Raw genomic sequence first — 15,773 nt, forward strand, 5'->3', positions numbered from 1 at the left:
AGGTGCTGATGCCGACCAGGAGTTTCATTGTGTCTTTGATGTTCACCTCGCACTGGGCCACCGAGTTGCCCGACACCTACACCGAATTGGCGCCTTCTCCCTTACAAGGCGCTCGTTTGCTGTACTGGAATCAAGCTCTGGCCGATGAACTCGAGTTACCCCACCGCTTATTTTTGCCGCCATTTGCCAACCGAGTCTGGAGCGGACAACATCTGTTGCCCGGCATGCGTCCACTCGCCCAGGTCTACAGTGGTCATCAGTTCGGTATCTGGGCCGGTCAGTTAGGTGACGGACGCGGAATACTGCTTGGCGAGCAGCAACTGAGCAACGGGAGGCGCGTGGAATGGCACCTCAAGGGCGCCGGGCTAACCCCCTACTCCAGAATGGGCGATGGTCGTGCCGTCTTGCGCTCCTCGGTTCGCGAATTTCTGGCCAGCGAAGCCTTGCATCATCTGGGGATCCCCACCTCGCGCGCCCTGACATTGGTCACCAGCCAAGAACCCGTGTACCGGGAGCAGGAAGAGCGAGGTGCCATGCTGCTGCGGATCAGTGACAGTCATTTGCGTTTCGGTCATTTCGAACACTTCTATCAGCGCGGCGATTTCCAGCAACTCAAAAACTTGGCGGATTTTGCCATTCGTCATCATTGGCCGGAGTTGCTGACCATTGCCGAAGAGCAACCCCGCTACCAGGCATGGTTTGGCGACATAGTCGGGCGGACCGCCCGACTCATAGCCCAATGGCAGAGCGTCGGCTTTGCCCACGGTGTCATGAATACCGACAATATGAGTCTGTTAGGTCTCACTCTGGACTATGGTCCCTATGGTTTCATGGAGGCGTTTGATCCGAGCTATATCTGCAACCATTCGGATCACCAGGGGCGCTACAGTTTCGACAATCAGCCCAGTATCGGGCTGTGGAACCTCAACCGTCTGGCGCAATCACTAACCCCTCTACTGAACACTGACATCTTGCAGCAACAGCTAGCCGAGTATGAAGGCGTACTCATGGATGAATACTCCCGCCTGATGCGCGCCAAGCTGGGTTTACAGCAGCAGGAAGCAAGGGATAACGATCTGCTGCTGGGACTCATGGAGCTCATGCAGCATCAGGGATTGGACTTCACCCGAACGTTTCGTCTGCTCAGTGAGGTGCGGCGCGAAATCGCGCCATGTCAGCTTCAGGATGAGATCCTCGATCGCCCAGCGCTGGATCACTGGCTACAGAGTTACCGGCAACGCTTACAGCGGGAAATGGCCAGTGACGCCCAGCGCCGGGCCGCGATGGATCAGGTGAATCCCAAATATATACTTCGCAACTATCTGGCCCAGATGGCGATTGCGGCGGCAGAACAGGATGATCCGGCGCCCTTGGCGCGGCTGCATCACTGCTTGCAACAGCCGTTTGCAGAACAACCCGAGTATGAAGATCTGGCTGGGCTGCCCCCGGATTGGGGACGGCATCTGGAAATATCCTGTTCCAGTTAGCCCCTCGACTCAACAGGATACGGTTTACACCCACGCGCGCTTTCGCTATTGCCGGGCTCGTTGCCGCATAAAGGTTGCCAGTTGCAGATCTTCTTCCAGAATATGCCGGACGGCCCAACCATGGAGCTTCTCCGGCAATGCCTCACCCAAGCGCAACTGGCCATGCCGATATTGCTCCATCAAGCGTTCGCCATTGAGCAGAATTTTAGTGTGTTCAGCGCGATGAGCCGCCAGTTGCGGAAATCCCTGCTCCTGCATCAAACGCTCTTCACAACGGAAGTGCTCCCGGGTCAACTCATGCAACCGCAGTAATCGCACCCAAAGCGCTTCTTCACTGGCGCCTTGGGCCAAGGACTGATCCAGCTCATTCATCAGGGTAAACAGTGATTGATGTTGATGATCGATCAGTGGATGCCCGGTCGCGAAGACTTCGCTCCATTCGATAATGCTCATAGCCGACTCCTGTGCTCTACTCTGTCATCAAGGGTAGTGTCTGGACTCAACTGTTACATAATTATTCTGCTGACAGTTTCGATGCGGTCACTGTTCTGCTGCCGATGCTTCGGCATGACCCCTGCTAAAATCCATGCTCTAATAATGGCTGGATTCACCGACCATGAGAAAACTATGGAATCACCACAACTGCTGAGCGTCGACGAACTACTGGATCACGCCTATGAGATTTTTCTGGAGCTGGCGGCCGATAACCTGAGCGCCGAGCAGATCGAATGTTTCAACGCCGAGTTCGAGGAACGTGGTGCTCTGGGTGACAGCACCCCGGAGGACGACTGGCAGGAATATGTCGATTTTGATATCGATCCGGAACGTCACGTCGAGATCTGCATCGGCCTGCTGAATGAGGACGAAGAGTTTGACCGCTTGTTCGCCCGCATGCTGCTATCCCGTCATCCCGACGAGCGTCACTGTCAGGTGCAGTGGCAACAACGATAACCTCGTCGCGTGATACTGCCGGTCAGGGCAATGGCTGTTGCCACTCTTCAGCCAGAGCCCTGGCCGCTAATAACACCCGCTCCTTGGCATCATGCCATCGTTTTCCGCTACGGTAGGCCATCATCACTTGCCAGCTAGCCGCCGGTAAATCGACCAACGGCAAGCGCACCAATCGACCGGCCAGCAGATCCCGTCGAACCACCAACTCAGGCATGATGGTGATAAAACCATGCTCCAGCGCCAGCTCACGAGCCGCACTCCCCGGCTGAATGGCGTGCAATGGCTGAACCTGAGTGCGTAAACGCCGGATCTGCTGCATCAAGCCATCACACTCTTCGCCCCAATATTGAGGCGCTATGCGTTGATCGGCGATATCCGCCAATTGCAACGAACGAGCACCAGCCAGAGGATGGGGCGCCGCCGCGACCGCGATGATCGGCGAGTGGCACATCAACTCCATCTGGATGCCGGCAATCGCCGGACACTTCAGCACAAAGCCCACATCCACGGCTCCCGTCAGCAACCACTCCATGACAATGCTGGAGTGGTCGGTCTCGCAGCGGATCTCCATCGGTGCCTCGGCCAACACCACTAGCAATGAGCCCATCACCACGGCCGACAGGGACGGCAAACTCGCCAGCGTCACCCGGGGTAATGCTGGAGCGCCCTGCAGTGCCAGACGCCCTTCATCCAGTAGATGCAGTGCCTGCCGGGCCGCAGGCAGATAATGCTCGCAGGCCGCTGTCGCCTTGGCTCCGCGTCTATGGCGGGCAAACAGCGTCACCCCCAGCGCCGCTTCCAGAGCGGCGATACGCTGACTGACTTGAGGTTGTGACCAGCCGAGCCGTGCCGCCGCTTGGCTGAAGCTGCCCGTGGTACTCACCTCCAGTAACAGACGCAGATCATCCAGGGTCACAGACATAAGTATTTCCAATAATAACTATCACTAGATCATGGCTATCAATATATCTAAAGCCAATGGAAAATAATCCCCTGCCGAAGAAGATTTCCATGGAAGAGGTACGCGGTCATAACCGGCATTCTGACAAGGATCCGCTCATTTTGGCCTTCCGCTCCTCATTTTTGACTCATCAGAACCAGGTTACCTTCGCAAACCTGGCATCGGCATTGTTTATCGAGGTGTTGCATGGCGTCCGTCTCTCATGCCCGGCGCATGGGCAAATATTTTCTGTTGCTGGATAACCTGCTGGTCATCCTCGGTTTCTTCGTGGTCATGCCGCTCATCAGCATCCGCTTCGTCGATGAGCTGGGCTGGGCCGCCAGCATCGTCGGACTGGCACTGGGATTGCGGCAACTGACCCAGCAGGGGCTGGGTCTGTTCGGCGGCTCCCTGGCCGACCGCTTCGGCGCCAAACCGCTCATCGTCATCGGTATGCTGCTGCGCGCCCTGGGCTTTGCCAGCCTGGCCTTGGCCGACAGCCCCTGGATCCTGATCGCCTCCTGCGTGCTCTCCGGTTTGGGAGGGATGTTGTTTGATCCGCCGCGCTCGGCACTGATCATCAAATTCACCACACCGCAGGAGCGGGGCCGCTTCATCTCTCTGATGATGGTGCAAGACAGCGCCGGTGCCGTGCTCGGAGCCCTGCTGGGCAGTTGGTTGCTCAGTTACAACTTCCAGTGGGTCTGCTGGACGGCGGCCGCACTCTTCTGTCTGGCTGCGCTGTGTAACGCTCTGCTGCTGCCAGCCTATCGTTTATCGCTGCGCCGCTTGCCGATGCGGGTCGGTATGCATGAAGTACTGCAGGATCGCCGCTTCGTGTGGTTTGTTCTGACGTTGAGCGGCTATTTTGTGCTCGGCGTGCAGGTAATGCTGATGCTGCCCATCCTGGCCAAGGAGATGGCGGGTAACGCTCAGGCGGTCGGCTGGATGTATATGCTCGATAGTGTCATCGCCCTGAGTTTGCTCTACCCACTAGCCCGCTGGAGCGAAAAACGCTTCTCCCTGCCCGCGCGACTCATGGCCGGTTTAAGTCTGATGACTCTCGCCTTGGTGCTGGTGCCGCTGGCGCACCATCTGTTGGCGTTATTTATTTTGATAGGGGTGTTCTATCTGGGCTGCAGCATCGCCGAACCGGCCCGTGAAACCCTGATTACTTCGCTGGCCAATCCGAATGCCCGCGGCAGCTACATGGGTCTCAGCCGTATTGGTTTGGCACTGGGTGGCATGGCCGGTTACCTGGGGGGCGGTTGGTTGTTTGACCTTGGCCGACATAGCGACTGGCCGGCCTTACCCTGGTTAATCCTGGGGCTGGTCGGTGTCCTCACCCTGTTGGCACTGGCCTGGCAATTCCGGCGCCCACGCCCCAGTAAGCTCGCCGAGCTTGACGCCTATCCGGTAACTTGAGCTACGGATAGTGAAATCTGAGGATTTCGCGCAACATCTGGCTATCCATCCCGGGAACAGCCGGAGTATGCTGCGCACCTGAACACTGGTTGTTGGTTGTCCATGCCCATGTACCATATCGTCTTTGTCGAGGATGACCCGGAATTGGGTCAATTGATTGCCGAGTTTCTTTCCCGTCACGACATGTCGGTGCATATCGAACCGCGGGGTGATCGCGCGCTGGCATGCATAGCGGCGCAACAGCCCGATCTGGTACTGCTGGATATCCTGCTACCCGGGGTTGATGGCCTGACTCTGTGTCGGGATCTGCGTCCGACCTTCGAGGGGCCGATTATCATGCTGACCGCACTGGACAGCGATATGAACCAGATCCTCGGGCTCGAGCTGGGGGCTAACGATTACATCCTGAAAACCACGCCCCCCTCGGTACTGCTGGCCCGTTTGCGCGTCCAGCTACGGCAACGGCCGACAGCACCCATCGTCGACAGTAACAGTCGACTGCTCAGTCAACGCCAGCTGAGCTTTGGCGAGTTGCGTATCGACCCCCAAAGCCGGGATGTGCGCTTAGCCAATCACTCGATTGCTTTATCGACCGCCGACTTTGATCTGCTGTGGGAGCTAGCCTGTCATGCCGGTCAGGTGGTGAGTCGGGAACATCTGTTCAAACTGCTCCGCGGCGTTGATTATGATGGTCTGGATCGCAGTATGGATGTGGCCATCTCCCGTCTGCGACGCAAGCTGGGGGATGATCCCAGCGCTCCGCATCGCATCAAGACGGTGCGTCATCGTGGCTACCTATTTGCTCCCAATGCTTGGGAGCCGTCCCCCTCATCACACTGAGTCTTCACAGCATGCGCAAACTCTTTATCCAGTTTTACCTGCTGCTCATGGTCTGCTTCTTGGTGATGGCACTCCTTATCGGCGGCGTCTATCGGCTGACCGCCGAACGAGCGATGGACAAGTCGCTGGATGATCTGATGCAAGGAGCCCTCTCCTTGCTGCGCGGTGAGTTGCGACACACGCCCCCGGAACAATGGGCCGCCAAGCTGGAGCAGATTGATTCCCCCCTCTCGTTCGATATTCGGGTGCAGCCGCTGCAGGAGGCTGAAGCCAGTGTCGAGTCCTCGGCCCGAACTGCGCTGCTGGATGGCGATATCATCATGCTCGAAGAGCAGGATCGGTTCCTGCAGCGTCTGCCGCAAAGCGATTATGTGATGGTGGTCGGCCCCATTCCCTATCTCTCCTTCCTGCGCGAACTGCGCCTATTGGATTATCTGCTGATCGCCGTTCTCGGCCTCTCGCTGGCCATTCCGGTATTCCTGTGGATGCGGCCACACTGGCGGGACCTGTTACGCCTAGAGCAAACCGCCCACCAGTTGGGTGAAGGAAATCTATCCATTCGCAGCCAACTCGCGGCGGACTCCGGGCTCCTCCGTCTCGGCACCGCCTTCGATCACATGGCTGGCAAGTTACAAACCCTGATCGCTAGTCGCAAACAGCTCACCGATGGCATAGCCCATGAATTACGAACCCCCCTGGTACGACTGCGTTATCGGCTGGAGCTGCTGGAGTCGTTACCCGACACTATTCGCGAGGGTATAACCCGAGATCTATCGAGTCTGGACGGCCTGATTGATGAAATGCTGGTCTATGCCCGTCTGGATCGCCCGGAGCCCAACTTGCAGTTGACTACACTCGCTGTCGAACCCTGGTTGCGACAGAGGCAACAGGAATGGCAACCCCTGATGGAGAACCTGCGACTCGAGTTGGATCTGCCTGCGCCCCCCAAGCACTGGCAGGGTGATGCACTCCTGCTGACCCGAGCCGTCGATAACCTGATTGGCAATGCACGGCGCTATGCCAGGCAACGGATCCGGATCCGCGTCTTGGCGGATGACCAGCTCGCCCGACTGTGTATCGAAGATGATGGTCCGGGCATAGAGCCAACTCATTATGAACAGGTTTTTGAACCCTTTATGCGTCTGGATCCCAGTCGGGATCGTCACACGGGAGGCTGCGGCTTGGGCTTGGCCATAGTCGCAGGCGTGATGCGAGCTCATGGCGGCGAGGTGGTCCTAGGGCCTAGCCCGTTAGGTGGTGCCAGCTTCACCCTCTCCTGGCCACAACACAGCTGACAAGCCGGAACCTACGCCCCTAGCGCCTCGTACATTTGGTTACAACTGGATACCCATGAACCACTGAATAGCAAGCGCCAACCACATAGCATCTCTTTCAAGGCAGCCAGCAACCATCCCTGCCCCATCACCACCCTGTGTTTCCTTGGAGATATATGCCATGAAAAAACTGCTCACTCTTGCTATCGCTACTCTGTTCGGGCTCGCCTCCACCGTCAGTATGGCCGCCACCTCCACACAATCGGCGGCCGCGCAGACGGCCCCGGCTAAAGTAGCCCCGATCCCCAAAACCACCCAGCACAAGCAGCATGCCAGCGCTAACCCGGTGACACACAAGAAACATGTTGCGGCCAAGCCTGTCGCCCAGAAGACTCAGGCTGCCAAGAAGGCTCCGAAGCACAAGCAACATGTAGCCGCTAAACCAGCAACTCAGAAGACTCAAGCGGCCAAGGAGGCTCCGAAGCACAAGAAGCATGTCGCCGCTAAACCAGCCGCACAGAAGACTCAAACGGCCAAGAAGGCTCCGAAGCACAAGAAACATGTAGCCGCCAAGCCAGCCGCCAAAGCAAAGGCTGCTTAAGTCAGTCGCAACACCCTAGCCTTGCGGTCGGAGCAAGTCTCCCCCGCAAGGTTTTACTATTTGGCCTCCTATTTATTGGCATCGAGTACATGGAGATTCCGCATGTCTGACCGATCCAGGATCCTGCGGTGGTTGACGCTAACAGCCTTAGTCTCATTCCCGACATTCGGAGCATCGGCACAAGACGCCGAGAAGAATACGCTGCTGTTTGGCCATGATGATCGTCAAGCGGTCGCCACCGACGCCTCCCCCTGGAGCGCCGTCGCCCAGATTGAAACCGCCGAACAGAACCTCTGCAGCGGCCTCCTTATCGCACCGCAATGGGTGCTGAGTGCAGGTCACTGCTTTATCTCCGCCAACCGCCACCAACAAGCGGCGCTGAGTGTGCGCCTGGCGGGAGACCCCCACCAGAGCCAGCAACCTGATCGTCTGCTGCTACCGCAAGAGCTGGCGAAGGGACTGACCGCCGATGGTGATGGTTTCATCATTAGTCCTGAAGCCAGTCGCTATGATTTTGCTCTGCTGCATCTTCCCGCGCCTGTGCACGCCATTACGCCGATCCCCTTATGGTCCGGGGATCGGCACAGTCTGCAGATCGCACTCAACCAGCAGGGAAATCAGGTGAGTCAGGGGGGTTACCCACAAGACAGTCTGGATACCCTGTTGGTGCATTCTCGTTGCCGGATCCGCAAGTTCAATGCGCAGGGGATACTGGAACATCGCTGTGACACCCTGCCCGGCGATAGTGGCTCGCCGCTGTTATTGCCAACCCATCAAGGCTGGCGCGTCATCGGCATTCAGAGTTCAGCGCCCAATGCCAGCGACCGCTGGCGAGCCGATAACCTGGCGTTGGCGATACCAACCATCAAGTCGCAACTGGATCGCTGGATGGCGTCATAAATGGCACAAAAAACGAAAGACTATTGTTGGTGGTAGAGGCCCAACTGTTGCCATACTAGGGACAGACCGATACGCCAAGGGAGTGTGCACATGCCTGTTATCCTTGAATGGAGTAACCAATTAGCGACAGAACACCCGCTCATCGATGAACAGCATCAAGTCATGATCGCCATGATCAACCAGTTGCACACCTGTATTACGGAGCCCATGCAGCGGCCGGAGTTTTCCGCCCGACTGGAGCTGTTGTGTAATTACGCCATGGAGCACTTCGCCACCGAAGAGCAGTTGATGCAGCAGCAAAACTATCCGCATCTGGCGCGCCACCAAGCCCAACATGTACGGCTGACCCAACAGGCCTACGTCCTGAATCAGCGCTTTCTCGGCGGAGACCTGCCGCTGGACAGCACGGTGAGCGAATCACTGCGCGAATGGTTTATGGATCATATTCAGGGAGAGGATCGTGAACTGGGGTTGTTTTTATTGCAGCAACGGACGCCACCCGATTAAGTGCCCATAGAAAAGGCCCGCGCAATGCGGGCCTTCATGGTCAGAGATGGCGCTATTCAGCGTCAGTGGTTGGTGTTGCCATCATCTTGATGCTTTTATGCATCCCGGCTCGTAACTCCTCCTGACTCAACTGGCCGTTTTTATCGGTATCCAGCGTTTTGAAATCCGGCGTAGCCGCATTCATTCGAGCTTGACGCTCCTGACGCAGTTTCAGCAACTGCTGGTATTCGCTCTCGCTCAGGGTGCCATTCTTGTCGGCATCCGCCTGACTTAACATCCCATGCCGTGGCTCTCCGCCACATTGACCACCTCGGCCACCATGGCGTCCTCCGCGATGGGCTTGCATGCCAGCTCGCATCTCATCCTGGCTCACCAGGCCGTCACCATCCTTGTCGAGAGTGGCAAAATCTGGACGCGCCGCCTGGCGTTTGGCCATCTCGGCATCGTGTAATGTCTGTAACTCGGCAAATTCACTGCTAGTGAGTTTGCCATCGCCATCTTTGTCGGCTTGGGCAAACAGGGCCTTGGGGTGCACGGAGCTCTGAGCGGTCGCGGTATCTTCGGCAGCATAAGCCCAGGTCGCCAACGTCAGCAAAGAAGAGAGGATCAGTGTTTTGGTCATCAGTGTGTTCATGGTAGGCAACTCCTTAGTGGGTACGCCTGAAAGCATATCCGTCAGGTGTCGCATAACTTTGTCGATAACCGGGTGATTTGTGACAAATCGTGACCGCAGGACTCAGGGCTGTAAGTTGATATGCCGCAACAACAACTCAGCCAGCAGAGAGTAATCGTCATCGAAATGATGCCCACCCGGCACACTGATACCAGTGACGTTTGCTTGGTGCAATCGAGGACAAAGTTGGTCCTCGGCAGTGTCATCCTGACCATAGAGACAGATCATGGGAACATCTCGGATCTTCAGCACCTCGGGTTCCGTCAGATAACTACCCTTGCTATTGCTGCTCACCATTTCACTGACATGCACTTCGAAATCGGAAGAAGTCGAGGGAGAAAGCATGGCCGCTCCCACTAACTGCTGACGGTAGCGAGCAGGCAACCCATTGATGACAAAAGGGACGATTTCAGCACCAAAAGAGTAACCCACCAGCACCCACTGCCGTCGATGCCAACGCGGTAGATAAACATCGAGGATACGTTCGACGTCAGTAGTGACCTGTTGTGGTGTCTTGCGTTTCCAGTAATAAGAGAGCGAACTCCAACCGACGACCGGTACCCCCTGACTCTGCAACAAGGCTCCCACTGACTTGTCCAATTTGACCCAGCCGCCATCACCGCTCAGGAATAGGACCAGAGGTGCTTGGTTACCAGCCACCGCCAAGGGGGTCAGTCCGAGCTGCTCCTCCATGGTTCCAGCCTGCAGGGGTAACGCCAGCCAGCAACAGCATAATCCAATCAGGAATCGCATCTTGCCACCTATTTATGCAGAACACCCAAAGAGCCTCGGCTGATAAGACTGACGAGGTTGGTGAGAACGCGAGGGACCGCCATTCCTCCCGGACAGAGCAAGTAACGAGGCTGCCAGTCCGGATTGAACTTCTCTTTATAGCGGCGCAATCCCTGAAAGTTATAGAAACGATTGCCCCGCACATACAACACCTTACCCAACTTGCCCCAAAACGGCGCTAGTGGATGGTTAGCAAAGCCGGACATCGGCGCCATTCCCAGATTGAATTGCTGGTATCCCTGCGCCTGCCCCCAGGACAGGAGTTCGGTAAACAGAAAATCCATCACTCCGCCAGAAGTCAGTGCCGGGTGATAACGCATCAGATCGACCGACAGCTCATGCAAGCTCTGGCTGGTCCATAGGTTAGCAAACCCAACCAGCGTCTGCTCATGACGGACAAGCGCCAACGGACCACAACCGAGGTATCGAGCATCAAAATTACCCACCGAAAATCCTTTTTCGCGGCCTTGTTTGCCCTCCAACCAGGCATCGGAGATGACTCGCAGCTGAGGTAGCCAACTGGTAACCTCCTCGGCGGGGATCACCTCGAAGGAGAGGCCATCGCGCTGTGCCTTGGCATGGCTCTGCCGCAAACTTCGCCATTTGCTGCCACTCAGATTGAATTGCCGCAAATCAACGATGGCCTCCTCCCCCAACTTGAACGGTGTCAATCCCAACTCGAGATAATCCGGCAAGTGCTTGGGTGGTACCTGATAGAAGACCGGGTTGCCATCGTGATAGTCGCACAGCTCACGGAACTGCCATAACAGCTCGTCAAAACAGGACTCCTTACCGATGGGATCACCCATTACCACCCAGCTTGCCCCTTCGATGGCATACATCAGGAATGCTTCACCCGAGGGGTGAAATAATAACGACTTGTCACGTAATTGGGCCAGATGTCCATGGGTGCTGGGAGCCTGGACTACCAGATCTTGCGCCTTGCGGAGCTCATCATCAGACGGCATGCCGGCCGAGATACGCATCGGGCGCAACAGATAAGCAAACCCCGAGGCCGCCACAATCCCCACCACGCTGCCCAGAGCCCGTAATCCGCGCGAAGCCATGGCCTCGGGCGAAAACAGCCACCAGAGCTCATGGCTGTAATCCACATGACGATAGGAGAAGAGCAATAGCCAGAAGGCCCCGAGCAGAACGGCACCAAAGGCTAACGACCATCCGAGAGTAAATGGCGCATGGATCAGTGAGCCGCGACGATAAAATAACGATTGGCAGGGGCACATCGCCACAAACAAGGTTCCCAGCAGCAACGCCTCTTCCCAATCCAGCCCCTTGAGCAGAGAAAACAGGATCCCCGCCAGCAACAACGACTGAGTGATGCGGAAGGCGGAGTCGTAGCGGCGATAAAGGCTGCGCGCCAGCAGCAACAGCAGTACACCACTGATGCTGCCCATCAGATGGGACATCTCCAGCAGCGACAAAGGCAATACCTGCAATAACCAGGTCAGGCGGCTATCAATGCCCGGAGTCACCCCGGAGAACAACAACAGAGTCCCGGCCGCAAAGGCTCCTAGGCTAATCAGGGCAGGCAATAATTGACGGGCACTGTGCAACAGTTGCTGCAGCTGACCCAAACGCTGACGGTGTTGCAACAATTCCAGGCTGGTGAACAGCACCAGAGCCATGAAGAAGGGCAGCACATAGTAGAGAAGACGATAAAAAATCAGGGCACCAAGCACCTGAGCCGCAGGCAGCAAAGGAGCCAGCAACAGCGTCACCACCGACTCGAAGACGCCGATCCCGCCAGGAACATGAGCCAGAACGCCCAATAGATTCGCCACCACAAAGATACTGAGCACATGCCAATAACTCAGCCCATCAACCGCAGGGAGCAGGACATAGCACACCGCAGCGGCCGCCATCCAGTCGCCAATCGCAACCAACATCTGGGCGGCGCTTTCTCGCCAACGTGGCAACGGCAAGACATAACCACGAAACCTCAGCGGTTCAGAACGCAGCAACGGCAAAATCAGATAAGCCCCTGCCAACCCCACCGCCGACAGGCCCAAACCATGCAACAGTGGATACAACCAGCCAGGCAGTTGCACTGCCGCGGGCAAAGTCGCCATCCCCAAACTCAGCGCCAGCCCCCCCACCAGAAACAGACCGAGGAAAAAGGTCACCGAGCAGTAAAATACCACTTGGGCAATTTGCCCGGTCGTAAGTCCCAGAGCCGAATAGAAGCGATAACGAATGGACGTTCCGGTCAACAGGGCGAAGCCGAGGGTATTTGAAAAGGTGTAAGCAATGAAGGATGTCAAAGCTACCTTAGGATAGGGGACCTGGCCCCCCACCTGTCGCACCGCTAGGGTATCGTACAGGGTCAGCAACAAGTAGCTCACTACGGTAAACAACAATGCCAGGACGATACGACTCCATGGTAATTGTCGAATTTCAGCACTGACATCACGCCAGTGATATTCATCACCGATGTGATAAAGCAGACTCAAAGCCAGAGTGAGAATCAGCAGACTAAACGCCGTTCCCACCCAGAAACGCCAAGGCTTCCTCACCCATGAAACTCCTGCCATGATGGCACCAGATATCGAACGATATGCATAATGGAATCGAGCAAGGAGGCTCAATCAGATCCATTGCTGTCAGGTTAGGGATGGATCTCGATTGGAGTGCCTGGGTCTACCAGCTCCCACAGCTCGGCCATATCCTGATTCAACAGGGCAATACAGCCGTTGGTCCAGTTGGAGTTCTGCACGGCGGCCTGCTCTTCGGTAGCATAGTTCGGCTGACCATGGATCATCACCATATTACCAGGCTCGACCCCCAGCGCCTTGGCGCGCTGCAAATCAGTCAGATTGGGATAGGAGATATGAATCGCCTTGTAAAAGCCCGATTCGTCCTTCTTGTAATCCAGCAAATAGCGGCCTTCCGGCGTCCGCTTATCACCACGACGGATCTTGGGCCCCTTGGGATTGGAACCCAACGCGATCCAGTAACGCTTGATCGGCTTGCCACCTTTCATCAGGGTCAGGCTGTATTGGGACTTCTTGACCACCACCAAATCAGCCTTCATATCCGCCTTGGACAAGGAGGCTGACGCATCACCGGACGAGAGCAAAAGCCCCAGAATCACCGGCACGTAACACAACACTTTCATTCGTTCCCTCGGATACTCACCAGTTCCTGATAGTGACGCCAATGGGCTCACCATCAGTATTTATTATTGTCGACCGTTTCGGCTGCCATCTTATGGATTTCTCTGCGGCATACAACAGGAGCATTCGTGATCGACGGCTATTTTTTATCAGCAGACTCGCGATGCACCACTTCATGCTGACGCGCCAATTGATAGGCCTCGTCAGCATGCAAAAACAGCAGGCCCACCAGCTCAGGATCCAACTTGCCACGAGCCACCAGCTGCGTCATGACTTCGATGGCCTGCGGAAGTGGCATTGGCTGACGATAGGGACGATTTTGTACCAGGGCTTGAAACACATCAGCCACTGCAATCAAGCGTGCCGTTCTCGGCACTTCGGCACCGCTCAACCCCCGGGGATAACCCTGACCATCCAGGGTTTCATGATGCATGGCGGCAATGCGGGCTATCTCTTCAAATCCACTGATCCGCTTCAATAGCTGCCAGGTGTCGAAACAGTGACGGTGCATCAACAGCCGCTCCTGAGCATCAAAAGGGCCCGGTTTTTCCAACACCGCATCTTCGACCCTGAGTTTGCCCAGATCGTGAAGCAAAGCCGCCAGGACGACCGCTTCCCGCTCGGATGGCGGCAGGTGCAGGGTATCAGCCAGGAGAGCAGCGACCGCCTTGACACCGAGGGAGTGACGATAGGTAAATTCACTCTTGCTATCGACAATATTGGCAAACATGAAGGCCAGCTCCAGCAAGGACTCATACTCCACGGCCATGGATTCGCCGTAATGCGCCCACGAGCTGAAATAGTCATCCAGTGCTTCCTCATCCTGCTGCATCCAGAAGGCTTCGTTACCCGAGGTGCGGATAAACAGCTGGCAAAGTGCGGGGTCAAATTCGATCTCGCTATGTCGGCTGATCAGCGCGCCCCAGTGACTGGCTCCGACCAAGCCCCCTCCGGCGCTCTGGTGTTGCGCACGCAGGGCATCCACCCGATCCACCAAATAAATCAGATTGGCGTGCCGACGCGTCAGTTCCGGCAACGCCATGTCACGGAGTTGCTGCCAATGCATGTGGTGATAACGGACTTCTTCGGCATAGGGCTGGAGCAAGCGGGTAGCGGCTAGCAGCTCAGCCCCCCGCTTGGCATGCTCAAGGCTGCCCTCCCAATCCCACTCTTCGACCAGATGCTGATGCACATGGCTACTGGAAACTCCGCAGTCGTGTAACAATCCCAACACCAGCAGATGTTCTATCTCGTGTTGCGGCCAACCCGCACAACGTGCACATTCCGCCGCCATAAAAGCCACCCGCTTGCCATGGCTGATGTCTTCAATGCCGACATAATCCAGCGCCGAACTCAATGCCAGGATCACCTCCCGCAGACACAGGTTATAGCTGCCCATCACCACTCCTTCTGTTTTTGTGCAGCAAGCAGAAGGGCGCTACGGCCCATGGTTCCCGCCGCAAGGCCCATAGCGTTGAGTATAGTCAGCGGCAGAGGATCGGCTGGCAGCAATCGGTTGCGTGCAGCGGGAATTGATGCAAGATTCCATGAGAGACATCCATCACAAGGAATCTAGATGCTACAGAATTTTCATTGGCACTCCGGAGACATCATTCCCCACCGTCCGGGCAAGGTGGTATGCGTGGGACGAAATTATGTGGCGCATGCCGCTGAACTGGGTAACGAGGTGCCAGAGGAGCCATTACTCTTCATCAAACCCGCGACTGCGCTGACAGCACTGGAGACGGGTTTTGCCATTCCAGTGGATCGGGGAGAGGTCCACCACGAAACCGAATTGGCGTTATTGGTAGGACAACCGCTGACTCGAGCCAACACCGAACAGGCGACGGCAGCCATTATTGGGATTGGCATCGCCCTGGACCTGACCCTGCGTGACCTGCAGAATCAGCTCAAAGCACTACGCCAGCCCTGGGAAAAAGCCAAAGCCTTCGACGATAGCTGTCCGGTCTCACGCTGGGTACCGATCACTGCATTCCCCTCTTGGGGTGACATCGATTTTTCCCTGCAGGTCAATGGCGAGCCACGTCAATCTGGGCATAGCAGCTTGATGATCTGGTCGATGCTGGAGCTGACAGCCGCGATCAGTCAGCACTTCACCTTGCTGCCAGGTGACCTGATCCTGACCGGAACACCAGCGGGTGTCGGCCCACTGCACCCAGGTGATCAACTGACGCTGGAATTGGCGCAGCAGTTGCGCATCCATTGTCAGGTCAGCCGATAAAAACCAG

At 56.6% G+C, this 15,773-nt stretch carries 16 protein-coding genes; 9 read left to right on the forward strand and 7 right to left on the reverse strand.

What is annotated here, in order from left to right; all coding sequences use genetic code 11:
- Positions 1–35: 35 nt before the first annotated feature.
- Positions 36–1,487: a protein adenylyltransferase SelO gene (locus tag ACZYUB_RS14510; protein WP_463949002.1), complete on the forward strand. Its 1,452-nt coding sequence runs from the start codon at positions 36–38 to the stop codon at positions 1,485–1,487.
- A gap of 45 nt (positions 1,488–1,532) precedes the next feature.
- On the opposite strand, the gene ACZYUB_RS14515 is transcribed toward ACZYUB_RS14510, so the two are convergent.
- Positions 1,533–1,940: a bacteriohemerythrin gene (locus ACZYUB_RS14515; protein WP_463948967.1), complete on the reverse strand. Its 408-nt coding sequence runs from the start codon at positions 1,938–1,940 to the stop codon at positions 1,533–1,535.
- 174 nt (positions 1,941–2,114) lie between these two features.
- On the opposite strand from ACZYUB_RS14515, the gene ACZYUB_RS14520 reads away from it, so the two are divergent.
- Positions 2,115–2,438 carry an HI1450 family dsDNA-mimic protein gene (locus ACZYUB_RS14520; protein ID WP_460882200.1) on the forward strand — a complete coding sequence of 108 codons (324 nt, stop codon included), beginning with the start codon at positions 2,115–2,117 and terminating at the stop codon, positions 2,436–2,438.
- 22 nt (positions 2,439–2,460) lie between these two features.
- On the opposite strand, the gene ACZYUB_RS14525 is transcribed toward ACZYUB_RS14520, so the two are convergent.
- Positions 2,461–3,360 carry a LysR family transcriptional regulator gene (locus ACZYUB_RS14525; protein ID WP_463948968.1) on the reverse strand — a complete coding sequence of 300 codons (900 nt, stop codon included), beginning with the start codon at positions 3,358–3,360 and terminating at the stop codon, positions 2,461–2,463.
- A 225-nt stretch (positions 3,361–3,585) separates the two neighbouring features.
- Between ACZYUB_RS14525 and mdtH the strand changes: the two genes are divergently transcribed.
- From mdtH to ACZYUB_RS14555, 6 genes are all read left to right on the forward strand, one after another.
- The gene (mdtH, locus tag ACZYUB_RS14530; RefSeq protein ID WP_463948969.1) at positions 3,586–4,803 is read left to right on the forward strand and encodes a multidrug efflux MFS transporter MdtH; all 1,218 of its coding nucleotides are present in this window, start codon (positions 3,586–3,588) and stop codon (positions 4,801–4,803) included.
- A 108-nt stretch (positions 4,804–4,911) separates the two neighbouring features.
- Positions 4,912–5,643 carry a two-component system response regulator RstA gene (gene rstA, locus ACZYUB_RS14535; RefSeq protein WP_463948970.1) on the forward strand — a complete coding sequence of 244 codons (732 nt, stop codon included), beginning with the start codon at positions 4,912–4,914 and terminating at the stop codon, positions 5,641–5,643.
- A gap of 11 nt (positions 5,644–5,654) precedes the next feature.
- Positions 5,655–6,938 (forward strand): two-component system sensor histidine kinase RstB, encoded by a 1,284-nt coding sequence (rstB, locus tag ACZYUB_RS14540; RefSeq protein WP_463948971.1) that lies wholly within the window; start codon positions 5,655–5,657, stop codon positions 6,936–6,938.
- Positions 6,939–7,098: 160 nt separating this feature from the next.
- Entirely contained in the window at positions 7,099–7,518 is a 420-nt protein-coding gene (locus ACZYUB_RS14545; RefSeq protein WP_463948972.1) for a hypothetical protein, read from the forward strand.
- A gap of 102 nt (positions 7,519–7,620) precedes the next feature.
- A complete protein-coding gene (locus ACZYUB_RS14550) occupies positions 7,621–8,418 on the forward strand; it encodes a trypsin-like serine peptidase (protein ID WP_463948973.1) in 798 nt (265 codons plus the stop codon).
- A gap of 90 nt (positions 8,419–8,508) precedes the next feature.
- Positions 8,509–8,925, forward strand: coding sequence for a bacteriohemerythrin (locus ACZYUB_RS14555; protein WP_463948974.1), 417 nt, complete (start codon positions 8,509–8,511; stop codon positions 8,923–8,925).
- 52 nt (positions 8,926–8,977) lie between these two features.
- On the opposite strand, the gene ACZYUB_RS14560 is transcribed toward ACZYUB_RS14555, so the two are convergent.
- The 5 genes from ACZYUB_RS14560 to ACZYUB_RS14580 form a co-directional block, all read right to left on the reverse strand.
- Entirely contained in the window at positions 8,978–9,559 is a 582-nt protein-coding gene (locus ACZYUB_RS14560) for an EF-hand domain-containing protein (RefSeq protein WP_463948975.1), read from the reverse strand.
- A 102-nt stretch (positions 9,560–9,661) separates the two neighbouring features.
- Entirely contained in the window at positions 9,662–10,351 is a 690-nt protein-coding gene (locus ACZYUB_RS14565; RefSeq protein WP_463948976.1) for an AcvB/VirJ family lysyl-phosphatidylglycerol hydrolase, read from the reverse strand.
- A gap of 8 nt (positions 10,352–10,359) precedes the next feature.
- The gene (mprF, locus tag ACZYUB_RS14570; protein WP_463948977.1) at positions 10,360–12,924 is read right to left on the reverse strand and encodes a bifunctional lysylphosphatidylglycerol flippase/synthetase MprF; all 2,565 of its coding nucleotides are present in this window, start codon (positions 12,922–12,924) and stop codon (positions 10,360–10,362) included.
- 92 nt (positions 12,925–13,016) lie between these two features.
- The gene (locus tag ACZYUB_RS14575; RefSeq protein ID WP_463949003.1) at positions 13,017–13,442 is read right to left on the reverse strand and encodes a L,D-transpeptidase family protein; all 426 of its coding nucleotides are present in this window, start codon (positions 13,440–13,442) and stop codon (positions 13,017–13,019) included.
- A 221-nt stretch (positions 13,443–13,663) separates the two neighbouring features.
- A complete protein-coding gene (locus tag ACZYUB_RS14580) occupies positions 13,664–14,923 on the reverse strand; it encodes an HD-GYP domain-containing protein (protein WP_463948978.1) in 1,260 nt (419 codons plus the stop codon).
- 177 nt (positions 14,924–15,100) lie between these two features.
- On the opposite strand from ACZYUB_RS14580, the gene ACZYUB_RS14585 reads away from it, so the two are divergent.
- Positions 15,101–15,766: a fumarylacetoacetate hydrolase family protein gene (locus ACZYUB_RS14585; protein ID WP_463948979.1), complete on the forward strand. Its 666-nt coding sequence runs from the start codon at positions 15,101–15,103 to the stop codon at positions 15,764–15,766.
- Positions 15,767–15,773 lie beyond the last annotated feature (7 nt).

The organism is Pseudaeromonas sp. HNCC25DJ182 (assembly GCF_055413365.1).

What these genes read in the sequence shown, in the direction of transcription:
- ACZYUB_RS14550 (WP_463948973.1), top strand. Translation starts at nt 7,621, where the DNA reads ATGTCTGACCGATCCAGGATCCTGCGGTGGTTGACGCTAACAGCCTTA.
- ACZYUB_RS14565 (WP_463948976.1), bottom strand. Translation starts at nt 10,351, where the DNA reads ATGCGATTCCTGATTGGATTATGCTGTTGCTGGCTGGCGTTACCCCTG.
- ACZYUB_RS14515 (WP_463948967.1), bottom strand. Translation starts at nt 1,940, where the DNA reads ATGAGCATTATCGAATGGAGCGAAGTCTTCGCGACCGGGCATCCACTG.
- ACZYUB_RS14520 (WP_460882200.1), top strand. Translation starts at nt 2,115, where the DNA reads ATGGAATCACCACAACTGCTGAGCGTCGACGAACTACTGGATCACGCC.
- mdtH (WP_463948969.1), top strand. Translation starts at nt 3,586, where the DNA reads ATGGCGTCCGTCTCTCATGCCCGGCGCATGGGCAAATATTTTCTGTTG.
- ACZYUB_RS14525 (WP_463948968.1), bottom strand. Translation starts at nt 3,360, where the DNA reads ATGTCTGTGACCCTGGATGATCTGCGTCTGTTACTGGAGGTGAGTACC.
- ACZYUB_RS14585 (WP_463948979.1), top strand. Translation starts at nt 15,101, where the DNA reads ATGCTACAGAATTTTCATTGGCACTCCGGAGACATCATTCCCCACCGT.
- rstA (WP_463948970.1), top strand. Translation starts at nt 4,912, where the DNA reads ATGTACCATATCGTCTTTGTCGAGGATGACCCGGAATTGGGTCAATTG.
- ACZYUB_RS14545 (WP_463948972.1), top strand. Translation starts at nt 7,099, where the DNA reads ATGAAAAAACTGCTCACTCTTGCTATCGCTACTCTGTTCGGGCTCGCC.
- ACZYUB_RS14580 (WP_463948978.1), bottom strand. Translation starts at nt 14,923, where the DNA reads ATGGGCAGCTATAACCTGTGTCTGCGGGAGGTGATCCTGGCATTGAGT.
- rstB (WP_463948971.1), top strand. Translation starts at nt 5,655, where the DNA reads ATGCGCAAACTCTTTATCCAGTTTTACCTGCTGCTCATGGTCTGCTTC.
- ACZYUB_RS14560 (WP_463948975.1), bottom strand. Translation starts at nt 9,559, where the DNA reads ATGAACACACTGATGACCAAAACACTGATCCTCTCTTCTTTGCTGACG.
- ACZYUB_RS14575 (WP_463949003.1), bottom strand. Translation starts at nt 13,442, where the DNA reads ATGAAGGCTGATTTGGTGGTGGTCAAGAAGTCCCAATACAGCCTGACC.
- ACZYUB_RS14555 (WP_463948974.1), top strand. Translation starts at nt 8,509, where the DNA reads ATGCCTGTTATCCTTGAATGGAGTAACCAATTAGCGACAGAACACCCG.